At 41.4% G+C, this 15206-nt stretch carries 14 protein-coding genes; 3 read left to right on the top strand and 11 right to left on the bottom strand.

The annotated features are described in order from the left end of the window. Positions 1-26: 26 nt before the first annotated feature. The 6 genes from H7F25_RS13325 to malK all read right to left on the bottom strand — a co-directional run bounded on the left by H7F25_RS13325 (position 27) and on the right by malK (position 7494). A complete protein-coding gene (locus H7F25_RS13325; protein WP_024423311.1) occupies positions 27-986 on the bottom strand; it encodes an ABC transporter permease in 960 nt (319 codons plus the stop codon). Further along, positions 987-2033: an ABC transporter permease gene (locus H7F25_RS13320; RefSeq protein ID WP_025094189.1), complete on the bottom strand. Its 1047-nt coding sequence runs from the start codon at positions 2031-2033 to the stop codon at positions 987-989. After that, on the bottom strand, positions 2026-3561 hold the full coding sequence (locus tag H7F25_RS13315) for an ABC transporter ATP-binding protein (RefSeq protein WP_075621899.1): 1536 nt from the start codon (positions 3559-3561) through the stop codon (positions 2026-2028). The genes H7F25_RS13320 and H7F25_RS13315 overlap by 8 nt, the downstream gene beginning before the upstream one ends. Before the next feature lie 157 nt (positions 3562-3718). Next, complete coding sequence (locus H7F25_RS13310) at positions 3719-4801, bottom strand: BMP family lipoprotein (protein ID WP_024425935.1); 1083 nt, start codon at positions 4799-4801, stop codon at positions 3719-3721. Positions 4802-5195: 394 nt separating this feature from the next. After that, positions 5196-5903 (bottom strand): response regulator, encoded by a 708-nt coding sequence (locus H7F25_RS13305; protein WP_111926645.1) that lies wholly within the window; start codon positions 5901-5903, stop codon positions 5196-5198. After that, positions 5896-7494, bottom strand: a complete 1599-nt coding sequence (gene malK / locus H7F25_RS13300; protein WP_024423306.1) for a malate sensor histidine kinase MalK — start codon at positions 7492-7494, stop codon at positions 5896-5898. The genes H7F25_RS13305 and malK overlap by 8 nt, the downstream gene beginning before the upstream one ends. Positions 7495-7679: 185 nt before the next feature. Here malK and H7F25_RS13295 point away from each other — a divergent pair, with 185 nt between their 5' ends. After that, complete coding sequence (locus H7F25_RS13295) at positions 7680-8237, top strand: YufK family protein (RefSeq protein WP_024423305.1); 558 nt, start codon at positions 7680-7682, stop codon at positions 8235-8237. A gap of 247 nt (positions 8238-8484) precedes the next feature. Here the strand turns inward: H7F25_RS13295 and H7F25_RS13290 are convergent, their stop codons facing one another. The 3 genes from H7F25_RS13290 to H7F25_RS13280 all read right to left on the bottom strand — a co-directional run bounded on the left by H7F25_RS13290 (position 8485) and on the right by H7F25_RS13280 (position 12101). Next, entirely contained in the window at positions 8485-8895 is a 411-nt protein-coding gene (locus H7F25_RS13290) for a thiol-disulfide oxidoreductase DCC family protein (protein ID WP_024423304.1), read from the bottom strand. Positions 8896-8913: 18 nt separating this feature from the next. Beyond that, complete coding sequence (locus tag H7F25_RS13285; protein ID WP_051170126.1) at positions 8914-10815, bottom strand: transglycosylase domain-containing protein; 1902 nt, start codon at positions 10813-10815, stop codon at positions 8914-8916. Positions 10816-10922: 107 nt separating this feature from the next. Further along, entirely contained in the window at positions 10923-12101 is a 1179-nt protein-coding gene (locus tag H7F25_RS13280) for an MFS transporter (protein WP_024423302.1), read from the bottom strand. Between the two features lie 218 nt (positions 12102-12319). Here H7F25_RS13280 and kapD point away from each other — a divergent pair, with 218 nt between their 5' ends. After that, complete coding sequence (gene kapD, locus H7F25_RS13275) at positions 12320-12937, top strand: 3'-5' exonuclease KapD (RefSeq protein WP_044332456.1); 618 nt, start codon at positions 12320-12322, stop codon at positions 12935-12937. Here kapD and H7F25_RS13270 read toward each other — a convergent pair. Continuing rightward, positions 12934-13326 (bottom strand): kinase-associated lipoprotein KapB, encoded by a 393-nt coding sequence (locus tag H7F25_RS13270; RefSeq protein WP_044332458.1) that lies wholly within the window; start codon positions 13324-13326, stop codon positions 12934-12936. The genes kapD and H7F25_RS13270 overlap by 4 nt on opposite strands. A 91-nt stretch (positions 13327-13417) precedes the next feature. On the opposite strand from H7F25_RS13270, the gene H7F25_RS13265 reads away from it, so the two are divergent. Next, on the top strand, positions 13418-13594 hold the full coding sequence (locus H7F25_RS13265; RefSeq protein WP_167364633.1) for a hypothetical protein: 177 nt from the start codon (positions 13418-13420) through the stop codon (positions 13592-13594). Here H7F25_RS13265 and H7F25_RS13260 read toward each other — a convergent pair whose 3' ends face one another. Beyond that, positions 13595-14887 carry a sensor histidine kinase gene (locus tag H7F25_RS13260; RefSeq protein ID WP_024423299.1) on the bottom strand — a complete coding sequence of 431 codons (1293 nt, stop codon included), beginning with the start codon at positions 14885-14887 and terminating at the stop codon, positions 13595-13597. It abuts the gene before it with no gap. Positions 14888-15206 lie beyond the last annotated feature (319 nt).

The following is a 15206-nucleotide window of genomic DNA, read 5'->3' as shown; positions in this document are numbered from 1 at the left end:
TTCAGGGGATTGATCATACATCGTATTTATCGTTTTCCTTTTAAATAAGGTGTACCAAGTGCTTTAGGTGCATCGGCACGTCCAATGAAGCCAGTAAGTGCTAAAATGGTGAGCACATATGGTGCTATGAGCATATACACATTCGGTATATCTTGGAACAGCGGCAGGAGAGAGCCAATGATGCTTAAACTTTGAGCAAATCCAAAGAATAAAGCAGCGCCCATTGCGCCAAATGGATGCCATTTACCGAATACAAGCGCAGCTAGTGCGATGAAGCCTTGTCCAGTAATGGTGGCATGTGAGAAATCAAGCGCGATCGTTGAGGCATAAACAGCTCCGCCAAGACCGCCAAACAGTCCACTAATGAAAACAGCGATGTAACGCATCCGATACACTTTGATACCCATTGTATCAGCTGCCATTGGATGCTCTCCGACTGCACGAAGACGAAGACCAAACGGCATTTTAAATAAAACAAACCAAGCAACAACCGCAAGAGCTAAGGCGAGTATAGACGTATAATAAACATCTTTAAAGAAAATATCACCAATGATCGGAATGTCACTTAAAAGGGGGATATCTCCTTTATAGAAAGGCTCTGTAATTTTATCAGTTTGTGCTTTCCCATAAATCAGTTTGACGACAAACAATGTAGCGCCAAGTGCCAGCATGTTAATCGCCACACCACTGACCGTTTGATCAGCTCGGAAGGTAATGGTCGCCACTGCATGAATCAGTGAGAACAATCCGCCAACGGCCATTCCGACGAGAAGCCCAAGCCACGGGGTCAAGGCTCCAAACGTATCAGCAAAAAATAAGTTAAAGATAATACTGGAAAATGCTCCGACGACCATCAACCCTTCAAGACCGATATTGACAACACCTGATCTTTCTGAAAAGACGCCTCCAAGAGCGGTTAAAATAAGTGGTGCAGCATAAACAAGTGTAGCTGGGACGATGATTTCAAGTATTTGCAGAAATCCCACTTATTTTCCCCCCTTTTTCTTCATTTGTTGAATCACAAGACGGATAATATAGCTTGAGGCGACGAAAAGAATGATGATCGCAATGACAATATCAACAACCTCAGTCGGTACGCCTGATTCAAGCGGCATATTTAATGCACCGACCTTCAATCCACCAAGCAATAATGCAGCAAGGACAACACCAACAGCCGTATTTCCACCTAATAAAGCGACGGCAATTCCATCAAAACCTACGCCTGTAAATGAGCCTTTAATAGAGGCATATTCAAATGTACCAAGACCTTCCATAGCGCCTGCAAGACCTGCAAAAGCACCTGAAATAAGCATCGCATAAATGATATTGCGGCGAACGTTCATGCCAGCATACTGTGATGCCTGCTGGTTCATTCCAACTGCTCGTAATTCAAACCCTTTAGACGTTTTTTGAATAATGATCCACATCACGACCGCAGCAATAATGGCAACAAAAATACCGTTATGCATTCGGGAAAAATCAGTGATCTGCTCAAAAAATCCAGAGCGGAGCGAGGCAGTGGCATCGATTTTATCTGTTTTATCTTTATTATCTGTTAAGACATTTGAGATTAAATAGTTTGTGACATGAAGGGCAATGTAGTTCATCATGATAGTAACGATGACCTCATGCACATAAAAACGAGCTTTTAAAAAACCAGGAATAAAGCCCCATAAAGCACCTGCAGCAGCAGCGGTGATGAGTGCAAGCGGCAGATGAATATACATAGGTGCATGGACAGTTGTTCCAATCCATACAGCAGCTACCCAGCCAACAAGCATTTGACCTTCTACACCGATATTAAACAGGCCTGTCCGAAATGCAAAGGCAACAGCAAGACCTGATAATATATAAGGTGTCACTTGCCTGATGGTTTCTCCCATATAATAGGTTTCACCGAAAACGCCATTCCAAAGGGCGCTATAGCCTTCGATGACACTATAACCGCTTGCCAGCATAATAATGGCCCCAACCAAAAGACCAAGTACAATGGCTATAAGCGGAATCAGCAGATTTGTTAAGCGATTAGACATTTGCTTCTTTCCCCACTTCCTGTTGCGTACTTCCAGCCATTAATAGACCAAGCTCTTGCTCTGTTGTTTCTTTTGGATCAACAATGGCGACAATGCTGCCTTCGAAAATAACAGCGATCTTATCACTGACATTGATAATTTCATCAAGCTCAAAGGAGATGAGCAAAACAGCTTTGCCTGCGTCTCTTTGCTCGATTAGACGTTTATGAACAAATTCAATCGCACCAACATCAAGTCCTCGTGTCGGCTGAGCGGCAATTAATAAATCAGGATTGCGGTCAACTTCACGGCCGATAATGGCTTTTTGCTGGTTACCGCCTGACAGAGCGCGCGCTTCTGTATATTCACTCGGTGTTCTGACGTCATATTCCGCAATGATTCGTTTTGCTTTTTGATAAATATTTTTCATATTCAATAAGCCGAATTTTGAATAAGGACGCTGATAATACGTTTGTAAGGAAATGTTTTCTCCAATTGAAAAATCGAGTACAAGTCCATGTTTATGACGATCCTGAGGAATATGTCCAATCCCAGATTCGGTCACTTTACGAGGCGGGAGATTTTGAATGGCTTTCCCGTTTAGCATGATTGTGCCAGATTCTGATTTCTTTAGACCGGTAATGGCTTCAATTAATTCAGACTGGCCATTGCCATCTACCCCAGCAATTCCGACAATTTCGCCAGCCTTCACTGAGAGGTTCAACTGTTTGACCGCTTCAATTCCTCTGGCGTCTTTTACTGTGAGGTCTTGAATTTGAAGAACTTCCTCAGCTGGAGAAGCAGCTTTTTTATCTGTTTTAAATGACACTTCACGGCCAACCATGAGGCTTGCAAGTTCGTCTTTATTTGTGCTTTCCACATCAAGTGTACGAATGCCTTGGCCTTTTCGGATAATGGTCACGCGATGACAGGCATCCATAATTTCTTTCAGCTTATGGGTGATTAAAATAATGGATTTGCCTTCATTAATTAAGTTTTTCATAATTTGTATGAGTTCTTTGATTTCTTGAGGTGTTAAAACGGCCGTTGGTTCGTCAAAGATCAAAATGTCAGCGCCGCGGTAAAGTGTTTTTAAGATTTCTGCACGCTGCTGCATGCCGACAGAGATGTCAGATACTTTTGCGGCAGGATCTATTTTCAAACCATAGCGGTCAGAAAGCTCTTGTACTTGCTGTATGGCTTGTTCTTTGTCAATCTTTCCAAACTTCTTGGGCTCTTTACCTAAAATGATGTTTTCAGCGACAGTGAAGGTATCGACAAGCATAAAGTGCTGATGCACCATTCCGATGCCTAAATCACTAGCATCATTTGGACTAGAGATGGTCACAGGTTTTCCGTGTACCTTGATTTCACCTTTTTCAGGCTGGTACAGTCCGAAAAGCACGTTCATGAGCGTTGATTTTCCAGCGCCGTTTTCACCAAGCAGCGCATGAATTTCGCCCTTTTTTAGCTGCAGCGTAATGTTGTCGTTTGCTACAATGCCAGGGAATTCTTTGCGTATATTCAACATTTCAATGACATAATCCACAGGTTTAACCGCTCCTTTTTTAGGGTGCTGATGAAGATAAAAACTAGCAAAAGAAAAGCTGCAAAACGAGGCTGCAGCTTTTCTTTTACCACCTTTTACGAAAAAGAGGAGGTAAAGGAGAGGCAGGGGATAAGGCGCGCTTATCCCGCTGCTCAAATTAAGCTTTAAAATCTTTTAGTTCATCACGTGTTGCAGGGATTTTCACTTCACCCTTGATGATTTTTTGTTTCCATTCTTCAACTTTCTTTAATACATCTTTATCAAGGTTTTCCTTAGATGGAGAGATGTCAAGAGCGCCTTCTTTCAGACCGTATGTGATCACTTCGCCGCCAGGGAACTTACCTTCTTTTGCTTTCGTTGTTAAGTCTTGTACCGCTGTGTCTACTTTCTTAACCATAGAAGTAAGGGTAACACTTTGTTTTGTTCCAGGTACTTTTCCTTCGTCATACTGGTCTTTATCTACACCGATAACCCAAACTTTACGGTTAGGATCTGCTTTTTTCAGGTTTTTCGCTTCTGTGAAGACACCAGTTCCAGTGCCGCCAGCAGCATGATAGATGATGTCGACGCCAGATTTGTACATGCTTTCAGCTGTTGCTTTCCCGATGTCAGCCTTATCGAATGCACCGGCATATTTCACTTCAACTTTTGCTTTCGGGTTAGCTGCTTCAACACCTGCGCGGAAGCCAACTTCGAATTTTCTGACTAATTCAGAATCAACGCCGCCTACGAATCCAATTTTGTTTGATTTTGTAGAAAGAGCAGCCGCAACACCCACAAGGAATGATCCTTCGTTTTCGTTAAATACAATGCTGGCTACGTTGTCTTTTTTCACGACTGCATCAACGATCGCAAAGTGGTTTTTCTTACGTTGATCCGCAATTTCAGAAATAGCATCTTCCATTAAGAAACCAATTCCGTAAATCAAGTCGAATTTCTCACGAGCAAGTGTGTTTAAGTTTGTTGTATAGTCAGCATCTGATTTAGATTGTAAGTAATCAAAGCCGTTTTTACCTTTTTTTAGATTGTTGTCTTTCCCAAATGCTTGTAAACCTTCCCAAGCTGATTGGTTAAACGATTTGTCATCGACACCACCGACATCAGTTACCATTGCAACAGTGAATTGATCTTTATCTTTTTTGCTTTCACCGCTGTTTGAGCCAGAGTTGCCGCATGCTCCAAGGATGGTTCCTGCTGCTACGACTAAGGACAATGCTAGTCCAATTTTGCGCTTCTTCAAAACATAACCCCCTATAAAATTTAAAAGTTTCAGAAAAGTCTCGCGAAAAAAGACCGATCTATCTCTTCTCACCCTTCTGAAGAGGGTATTTTATCCTGCTTTCTCATGAAACTTATGGAGGGCAGGAGAGAAGATGTAAGACATCAGACTTATATCTCGTTGAACTAATCAATCATAATTTATCATTTCCGATCGAATAAATAAATAGAAATTTGTTTTATTTTTAAAAAAATGTTAAATGGCTTTATTTGATGTCTTTTTATCTGCTGAAATATGATATAATGCCGCTTTTGTGATGTGCTCCGCTACAGCAGAACCACTGATATCAAGGGGTTTGTTACATCGTATGCCATAAAAAAACATCTGGCCTTTGTGAAAGGTCAGATGTAGTATTTTAAAGATATTGCTGAATCAAATTCATATTGCTCGTGTTCAGTTTATATTGGAAAACAGGACGTCCTATTGTCCCATATGCCATTTCAACATCCACCACTTCGATATCCTCAAGGAATTTCAAGTATTTTCTAATGGAGACTTGAGAGATTTCTGTATGATTGGCTAGGTCTTCGGTTGTGAAAGCCTGCTGGCCAAATGATTGAATGCTTGTCCAGATGAGTTTAAGTGTGCTTTTGGTCAGTCCTTTTGGCAGGAGGACTTTTTCCGCCTCTGCTTTTTTATGAAAAAGCTTCGCATCTAAATCATTTTGCGAAATGCTGTTCATGGATTGATACAGGGCGTGTTTCCGTTTATACTCTGCCAGTGCTGATTGGAATCGTTCGAACTCAAACGGCTTAATTAAATAATCAACTGCCCCGTTTCGCATCGTTTGCTGTACAACATCGACTTCATTTGCAGCCGAAATGACAATGACATCAACGGCATGATTTTGCTGGCGAATTTCTGTTAGTAATGCCAGTCCATTTTGTCCAGGCATATAAATATCGAGCAGTACGAGGTGAATGATTTCTGTTTTTAACACTTCAAGTGCCTGCTGAAACGAGGTGGCAATCCCCTTTAACTCAAAGCCGTCGATTTGGGTCAGGTAGCGTTTGTTCAGCTCCCCAACCATTGGATCATCTTCTACTATTAACACATTAATCATGTGAATCCTCCTTTTGTTTATACGGAATGCGGAGACTAAAGGTCGTTCCTTCTCCTTTTTCACTCGTGACAATCATATGTCCGTTCAATTTCTTGATGCTTTGGTCAACGAAGTAGAGTCCGAACCCTCGGTCTTCTCCTTTAGTTGAAAAGCCTTGATCAAACATGATGTCTTGTTCTTCTTTCGTGAGACCAACACCTGTGTCCGTGATTTCAATGTGAAGCTGCTCATGGACGTATCTGAAGGAGATCGAGATGTTTTTCGTATCAGTATGTGAAACAGCATCGAGTGCGTTATTTAACAAGTTGCCAATCACGGTAATGAGATCATGCGTCACTGCCGGGTCCTCCGTATTTGGCACTTGTGTGCTGCAAATAACCTCCAAGGCAGCGCCTTGTTCTCTGATATAGCTTTGTTTTCCTAGTAAAAATCCTGCTAAAACAGAGTTTTTCACATGGTTGATGATTTCATTTGTTTCCGTTTGCTGATAGATCGCAATATCTTTGATATAGGTGCCAAGGTCATCGTAGTTTTTGAGCTGAACCAATCCTAAAATGACATGCAGCTTGTTCATAAATTCATGTGACTGGGCACGGAGCGCATTCGCATACATTTTGACCCCGCTAAGCTGCTCAGCCAGATGTTTCACTTCTGTTTTGTCACGGAAGGTGGCGATGGCTCCGACAATTTCACCTTTTACCGTAATGGGCACTTCATTAAAGACGAGTTCCAGTCCATTCATTCTCACGTCACGATCAAGCAGCGGCTTGCGTGTTTCAATGACCTGTTTTAAGCCGCTTGAAGGGAGGAGAGTTTGCACATCTTGTTCTCTAGGATCAACCATAATGCCCATATTATGAAAGAGCCGTTTAGCCTCTGCATTGGCCAGTTTGATTTTACCGTGCTGATCGACGGCCAGAATCCCTTCTTTTGTTGATTCTAGCATGGCACTTCGTTCTTTTAACAATGTGGCGATCTCATCCGGCTCAAGTCCAAACATAATCTTCTTCACTTTTCTTGCCACAATGAGTGCTCCGATGATGCCAGATAGAAGGCTGAGTGATGTGACGAAGTAGAGTGGAAGTAAGCTTTGATGAATAATCAAGTCAATTTCCTTTAACGTAATCCCTACGGCCACAGCCCCAAGCTGCTTTCCATTTTGATCATAAACAGGAACAAAAGCACGCATGGATCTGCCGAGTGTACCAGAAGCCGTACTAATATGTTCTTTTCCCTGTAATGCTGCTTTTTCATCACCGCCGGCAAACCGCTTTCCAATTTTCTGCGGATTCGGGTGTGTTTTGCGGATACCGTTCATATCCATGACGACAACGAATTCGGTTTTGGTGATTTGCTGAACACTTGTTGTATATTTTCGTAATGCGGAATATGAATGATCTTCTAATGATTGTGCTGTAATCGGTGCCTCTGCGACCATTTTGGCAGTAGAGAGAGCAATGTCACGCTCCTGCTGATGAATGTTCTTGGCTGTTTCCGACCATATCGTAAAGAATGTGATACAAAGGGAGATCAGGACAACGATGCACACAAAGATCGTCAGTCGTGTTTGCAGTCTTAAAGTTTTTTTCACGAGTATACCCCTAACGCACGATTTTTTCGTAACAGTAATACTTTAACGGGAAAATGTAAGTTTGTGAAGGAATGTACGTGCAAAATCATAAATTTGATTTTGCTGTCAGTTTACTTTGAAAGCATCTTGTCAATCCGTTTTAAGTGAGCCATAATAAATGTGAGCTTATGAGAAAGGAACTATTTATGAAAAATACATATTTGACTGGATATTTTCCGCTGATTTCAATTTTACTATTCAGCTCTGCTTTTTCGATTTTCACAGTAGGTATCACAACTGATTTCTTGACTCAAGCAGGTATTTTAAAAGGAATGCTGGAATTTTTCTCAGAACAGGGCATCCGTCTTGCTCTCTTTGCTGCTTTTGCACTTGTTTATTTTATGATCTTATCTGCTTTAAAACTGATTGCAGATACGGTATTAGAGCTGGCGTTGCTCTTTTTCGCTAAGGACCCTGAAGGGGAGAACTTAAAGAAAATTCGGATTGCATCCGTTGTTTATTTATTTGCCAGCTTGCTTGCATTTCTGTTGACGCAGCAGCTCATTCTGCTAGTCGGACTTTTTGCATTAGCAAGTCTTGTCTATTTTATCTGGGTTGTGGTTCGCATTTATCAATCGCTTTCTATGCTGAATTTGATTGGATTTATGATGTTTATTCTGCTGTTTTGGGCGACGTTTTTGATCGGTATTTTGTACTTATTTATTAAGCTTTATAACAGTGTGATGGCAAGTCTGCCTTCATAAGCAGACAAAGAAAGCATCCTCCGATGATGGAGGATGCTTTCAGCGTTTAGACAAACCCTTGCATTCGTTGTCAGTTCTGCGCGCCGATGCTCACGAATGTTAAATTCGCTCCGCTTCGGTGCTCGTCCTTCCTAGACTGCAAAGGTTTTCAGGTCACGCTGAAAAGAAGAAAAAGAGCTAAAATAAAGATCATTTTAGCTCTTTTTCAACAATCTGAGCATCCTCCGATGATGGAGGATGCTTTTTTTTATGAAAGAAACCGTTTTTGAATATCGGGTGTAGGCATCATACAAGATGTTTTTTGACCAAACCATTTGTAGCGATTTTTTGCTATCAACTGATAAAACCAATCACGGATTGGGCGAGGTATGGCAAGGAGTAAAAAGCTCCATCTGTATATCCCTTTTAAATGCCGCGCGGCTTTTAAGATGCCTGTTGATTTCGTATAAAGGGTCCCTTTTTCGATATAAATGAATGAATTGAACTCATCTAAAGGCAAACCGTTTTCCTTTAAAATACGCTGTCCTGTATCTGATTGTAAGGAAGCGAACATCATCCGTTCATTCGGATCGCGCTTAATCACAAATTGAACAGCGCCGCTGCACACGTTGCAGACACCGTCAAATAAGATTAAATGGGGTGGATGTGTTGAATGCATCGCAATCAAACCTCCTGTTTATCTGGCGTATTGCATCGTATTTTTCCAAATACGTAAGTGCGGGCTTGAATGATAAATCGATTCCACCGTTCCTCTATCTCTTCCAACCCATACACCCATTGTGTACTGATCTGTCAGTCCCACAAACCAAATATCTTTGTAGTCATTGGATGTCCCTGTTTTCCCACCGATGTAAGGGGCGTTGAAATTCGCTTTTTTCCCTGTCCCACTCTTCACAACAGAGGTAAGCAGCTTACGCATCGTTTCATTTGTACGCTGAGAATATACTTGCTTTGGCGACTCTTTCCACTTGTAAAGGGTCTTACCGTTTAAGTCTGTCACTTTTGTGATCGAATGACTTTGTGTGTAGGCTCCTTGGTTGCCAAAGACGGTATATGCATCTGTTATTTCTAGCGGTGAGAAGCCTTTCGTAAATCCGCCAAGTGCAGAAGGAAGGCGGTAATCATCCGCTACGATATGCTGGAATGAGAACTTCTCTAAATAGCTGAAGCCTTTTTTGACACCTACTGTATCCAGCATTCGGATCGCAGGGGTATTGTAAGAATTTTTAAAGGCTGTTTCAAGTGTGACTGTTCCATACGTTTTATGATTATAGTTCTGCGGACAGTATCCACTGCTGCAAAACTTGCCGGCACTGATGGTGCTTGAAGCCGTTGCACCGGTTTGATCAATATAAGGCGCATAGTCTAAAAGCGGCTTAATCGCAGAACCAGGCTGTCTTTGCGCTTGATAAGCGTAGTTAAAATCAAATTTCTTATAGTTTTTTCCGCCAGCAAGTGCAACAATTTGATGCGTTTCATGATTAATGACGGCTGATCCGCCTTCCACACCTTGGTAAGGCAATTGAGCATTGAGCTGATAGACGGCTCTTTGCTGTAAGGAAGGATCAAGCGCCGTATAAATTTTCACACCATCCTGGAGCAGGGCACTGACCTTTTCAGATAATTCCTTTTGAATCGCCTTTTTCGCTTCAGCTGTTTTGGCTTTTTTCAATCGTTTTGTAAAGCCCTCCTGATCAGACACAAGATCGGTAAACTCTTCATTGGCATATGTCACATAGTCAGGGTATAGGTTTTTCTTTTCACTTAAAGAAAGGCTGATTTTTTCTTTGACAGCTTTTTTGTATTGTTTTTTGGTGATGACGCCATCTTTCTTCAAAATACCAAGCAGTCGTTCTTGGCGTTTCTTTGTGTGCTTGAACTGTTTTAATGGGTCATACAGTGTTGGGTTGTTTGGAATTGCAGAGATAAATGCCATTTGGGCAAGTGTTAAAGAACTAAGCGGCTTGTCAAAATAGTAATTAGCCGCAGAACCGACACCGTAAACACCATTACTGAAATAAATCGTATTTAAATAGCTTTCGAGAATTTCATCCTTCGAGAATTTCCGCTCAAGTTCATAGGAATAGAGCAGCTCCGTAAACTTTCGGCTGAACGAACGTTCATGGCTTAAATATAAGTTGCGGGACAGCTGCTGTGTGATCGTACTCGCTCCTTGGCTGATGCCATGGTTTTTGACATTTGCAGCAAGGGCACGAACAACTCCCATAAAGTCAATTCCCTTATGGTCATAGAAGTTGCGGTCCTCTGAACGAAGGAACAGCTCCTTCACAGGTTCAGGAATGTTATCGTATTTCACGAACACTCGGTTCTCATCGTTTGAGACGATCTCGGAGATAAGAGAACCATCCCGGTCATACATATAACTGTTTTGGGAAAAATCTATCTTTTCCAGCTTGATTTTTTGATCAAGCACTTCGTTAACAGGCTTTACACTTGCAGCTTCTTCCTTTGATAGATAAAAAGTCAGAGCAAATAATGGGATGAGGGCAGCAAGTAATAACCAACCAATGATTGCACGAAACATGAGGTCACTCACTTTCTTCAATTTTCTAGCCATATCGTACCATTCTTTTGCGGATACGAGAAGGTTATTTTTAGAAAAGAAAGGGCGTGAAGTCTAGTGAATCAGGCTTTTCCGCAAGAAAAAAGAGTATCTGAAGATGATCAGACACTCCTTTCCTTTGTTTTCGCATGCGAGCGGACCGCCCATAAAAATAACGCGCCAAACAGAAAAATGCCGGCAGTGACATAAAAGACAGCTGGAATCCCGTAATGACTCGCCACTATGCCGCCGATTACCGGACCGACAACATTCCCAAGAAAGCGGAAGCTGACATTGTATCCGAGCACTTCTCCTTGCATAGAAGCAGGTGCTTTAATCCGGATATACGCCGTCGTACACGGAATAATTCCGCCAAGTGCCATCCCGTATAGGAAACGGAAAATGACTAACATGACGTACGAATCCGCCATCGCTTGCGGGATGAATAAAATAGAGGAGAGGATGAGAAGGGCAAGCAGCACCTTGTCATGACCAATTCGATCTCCGAGATCTCCCCATTTTCGCGTAAACAGCAAATTGCCAAGTCCAGTTGCAGAAAAAGCAAGCCCCGCATAAAAAGCGAGATTGACAGGACCATGTAAATCATGAATGTATAAAGCCAAAAGCGGCTGAATGCTAAAGTTCCCTACTTGTGTAATAAACGTTAAAAGCATCGTGACCACAAGTAAAGGCTGCTTGAAAATGTGAAAGAGTACATCCTTCCGTGAGTAAGAAACACGCTTTGCTTCTTTTGATCGGATCGGCTGTTCTTTCACTCCGAAGATAATCACAATAGCTGACACATAAATGACAGCCGCTGTCAGGAAAAACGTATAAATAAATCCGACGCTGTCTGCCATGAATCCACCCATTAATGGACCAAACAATCCTCCGGCAACATTACTCATCTGCATCGTTCCAAGGGTTTTACCGGCAGTTGCCTTTTCGGTTTGTGCAGAAATCAGTGCCATTGAAGTCGAGATAAAGCCTGTGACAAGCCCCATGAAGAGCCTTAATGCGAATAGCTGATACACGGTGTTTACAAGCCCCATTAATAGAATACTTGTGGCGATGCCAATACCGTTAATTAATAAAATCTTTTTATAGCCATGCCGGTCGCCAATCCGCCCCCAAATCGGAGAAATCAGGAAGGCTGTTAAAAACGTGACCCCAAAGACATAGCCGCTCCATCTTTGAACAAATTCATTTGAATAGCTGCTATCAAGAGATTCTATGTAAAGTGATAAAAAAGGGACGATCATTGTAATGCTCGCAGATACAAAAAAGTTCACAAACCACATGATGTACAAGTTTTTCTTCCTGTTTGTGATAGAGACCACCTTCTTTATTTATTTCGTGTTCCTTAATAATTATAAAGGAAAATAAACGATCTTTCATCAGATGAATAGGTTGGGCATAGTGAATCTGCATTATTTTCACAAAAATGAAGTGATTTCAAGGTCCGTCTTAATATAATGGTATGAGAATGAAAAGCTGACGAAAAAGTGAGGTGAAACTGGTGGAACAGAAGACGGTGCTTGTGGTCGATTTTGAATTTACGATGCCTGATGGAAAATATCATCCGCAAAATTTTTTTCCTGAAATTATTGAAGCTGGGGTAGTGAAAGCAGCAGATGAAACGATCATAGACACATTCTCTAGCTACGTCAAACCGAAAAAGTTCCCGAAGCTGACGAAGCGCTGTAAATCTTTCCTCGGAATTACGCAGGAGGATGTAGAGAGCGGAATTTCATTTGAGGAATTTATCGAGAAGCTCGTGTCACTTGATGGGGGAGAGAATTGTGAAATTATTACGTGGGGCAACATGGACATGAAGGTATTGAAGCAAAATTGTATGCTCAATCACATTGCCTTTCCTTTTAAGGGGAAGCTGAGGGACCTGGCCTTTGAATATAAAACCTTTTTTGGTGACCGCACACTGACAGGGCTTCGAAAAGCAGCAAAGGAATACGGCAGTGAAGGAGCTGGTAAGCATCATAAAGCACTCGATGATGCCATGACGACTTATCAGCTGTTCACCCTTTTTGAAAAAGACAGAGCCTATGTGGAAAATCCGCAAACAACCAAAATTGGTGAGCTGATCGATTTCTCACATTTTTTTGATTCGGCTGATTAGCGGCCGTCTTCTGGAAAATAATCTTTCTCAAGAGAAGATAGGCATGCTCTTGATTTTTCAGCCCATTTGGAATCATCCGCACGGAGTGCTTGTTTCAATTTATCTACAGCTTCTTTCAGTGACTCTTCATAATCAGGGATATCGCCATCATAAGGCTTCACCATATGATGAGGGATATTTGTCTGTTCTCTATAGGCCAAAGCCCGCCTCTCTTGGAAAAAAGGCACGTCTGCTTCTTTCGGATGATGCAGGTCGCCTTGAGTGGGATGTGTCAGAACGGCTTTTACTTGAACGAGATAGGTCGATGGTTTCACTGCTGTCACTTCCCCAACGTATACACCTGTTTTATAAAAACCTTTCACAACTTGTCCAATTTGAATGTCTGTCATGTGAAATTCCTCCATTTCCTTCTCAAAGGAAGGTATTTCATTTCTTTTAGCCAATATAGTGAAGTAAACGAGCAAAAGGGGGAATGGCGAGATGTCATTCATCGTACTTTTTCTACTATATTTTCCTGAAGATAAAAGGGAGTACATCCCAGCGGCTATCACCACGGTGATTTTCTTTATTGCTGCGTTTATTTGTTTTCGTCTCATCGTTCGTGCGTCTAAGAAGCAGGAGCGGATAGAAGAAAAAAGAACAAAAAAAATGGATTAATCATTTTCTTCTTGTATCTTCAGGAAATTTCACGGTGACGGTTGTTCCAGACTGCAGCGAGCTTTTGAAACGAATCGTTCCATGGTGATTTTCAATAATTGAAAAAGTCACTGTCAGCCCAAGTCCAGTTCCTTTATTTTTAAGTGTGTAATAGGGTTCGCCGAGTTTTTTCATCTGACTTTCTGTCATACCTACACCGTTATCAACGAAATAAAGGCAGATTTTATGATTTTCTTTTGAAGCAAAAAGTTCAATTTTCCCTTCATGTTCAGGAGCTGCTTCAATTGCATTTTTGATTAAATTAATCATGACTTGCTTGATCTTCGTTACGTCACCTTGAATGTATAAGTCAGGTTCAATGGATTGATGAATCGTGACCGATTTAAAATTCGCATAGGATGTCATCAGTGATGCACATTCCTCAAGTAATTTAGAGAGATTAAGAGATTCAATTTGATAATAGTTTTGTTTTGCAATGTCAAGATAGCTCGTGATAATGTCCTGCGCCCGGTCTAACTCGGACAGAACGAGATTTTTATAATCTTTATTGGCAGGTGGCTCTTTTGTATGATCACTCGAAAAGAGCAATTGAATAAAGCCTCTCACAACTGTCAGCGGATTGCGTACTTCATGGGCAACGCTTGCAGCAAGTTCACTTACAATGGTCAGTTTTTCTGACTGGACAAGCTGTGATCTCATTTCCGCATTTTCCTTAACGAATTCAATGGAATAGATACTGAGCACAAGAAAGAATATGTAGTAAAGAGTTGAGAAAAATAACTCAAGGAGCTTTTGCTGCATAATAAAAGCTGGGCTGTATGCCATTAAGCTGACCACAAAAAGTCCAATGTAAATAAAGAATCCTTTGGATAAACCGATAAGCACTCCGTAAAACAGCTTATTTGGCTTCGAATATTGATGCCATTTTCGGTAGAACAGGAATGGGATAAAAAAGTAAATTGGGACAACGATAAGTCCAATCCATAAGAAAGAGCCGTACATCACGAATTTGACAATGATGCTTATCAAGATGGCAACGATCCCCGCCATATATCCTCCGTATAAAATAGCAAGTACAAGGGGAATGGATTGAAGCCCAGTCTGCAAATCTAAAATCGAACCAACTGGATACATAATACATAGTGCTGAAGAGATGGATGCGAATACTGTGATGAGCAGTTTATTCGTTTTTGGGAAATGAGCAGGGGTCCGGCTTAACCATAGCGCATGATATAAAAAGATTGGAAATAGAATAAAAGATACATGGAGCAGAAAATCCTTGAACATTTCCATTTAAATGCTCTCCTCGTAAATAATTGTAATTCCTCTCATTATATCATTTCATGTACAAAGTAGATATGATAAAAGGAGGGTTTTTTTCTTTAAAAAGAACACCCGTTAGGATGTTCTCAGATTGTTGACAAAGGGCTAAAATGATCTTGATTTTAGCCCTTTGTCTTCTTTTCAGCGTGATAGAAAACCTTTGAAGTCTAGGAAGGACAGTTACTTTTGCAGAGCGAATTTGACATTCGTGAGCACCAGCACGCAGGACTGACAAAGAATGCGAGGGATTGTCTACACGCTGAGAAAACCCGTTAGGATGTTCTTTCTA

The organism is Bacillus sp. PAMC28571, assembly GCF_014250435.1.
GTDB lineage: Bacteria > Bacillota > Bacilli > Bacillales > Bacillaceae > Bacillus > Bacillus safensis.
This window is presented reverse-complemented; position numbering and strand designations above follow the sequence as displayed.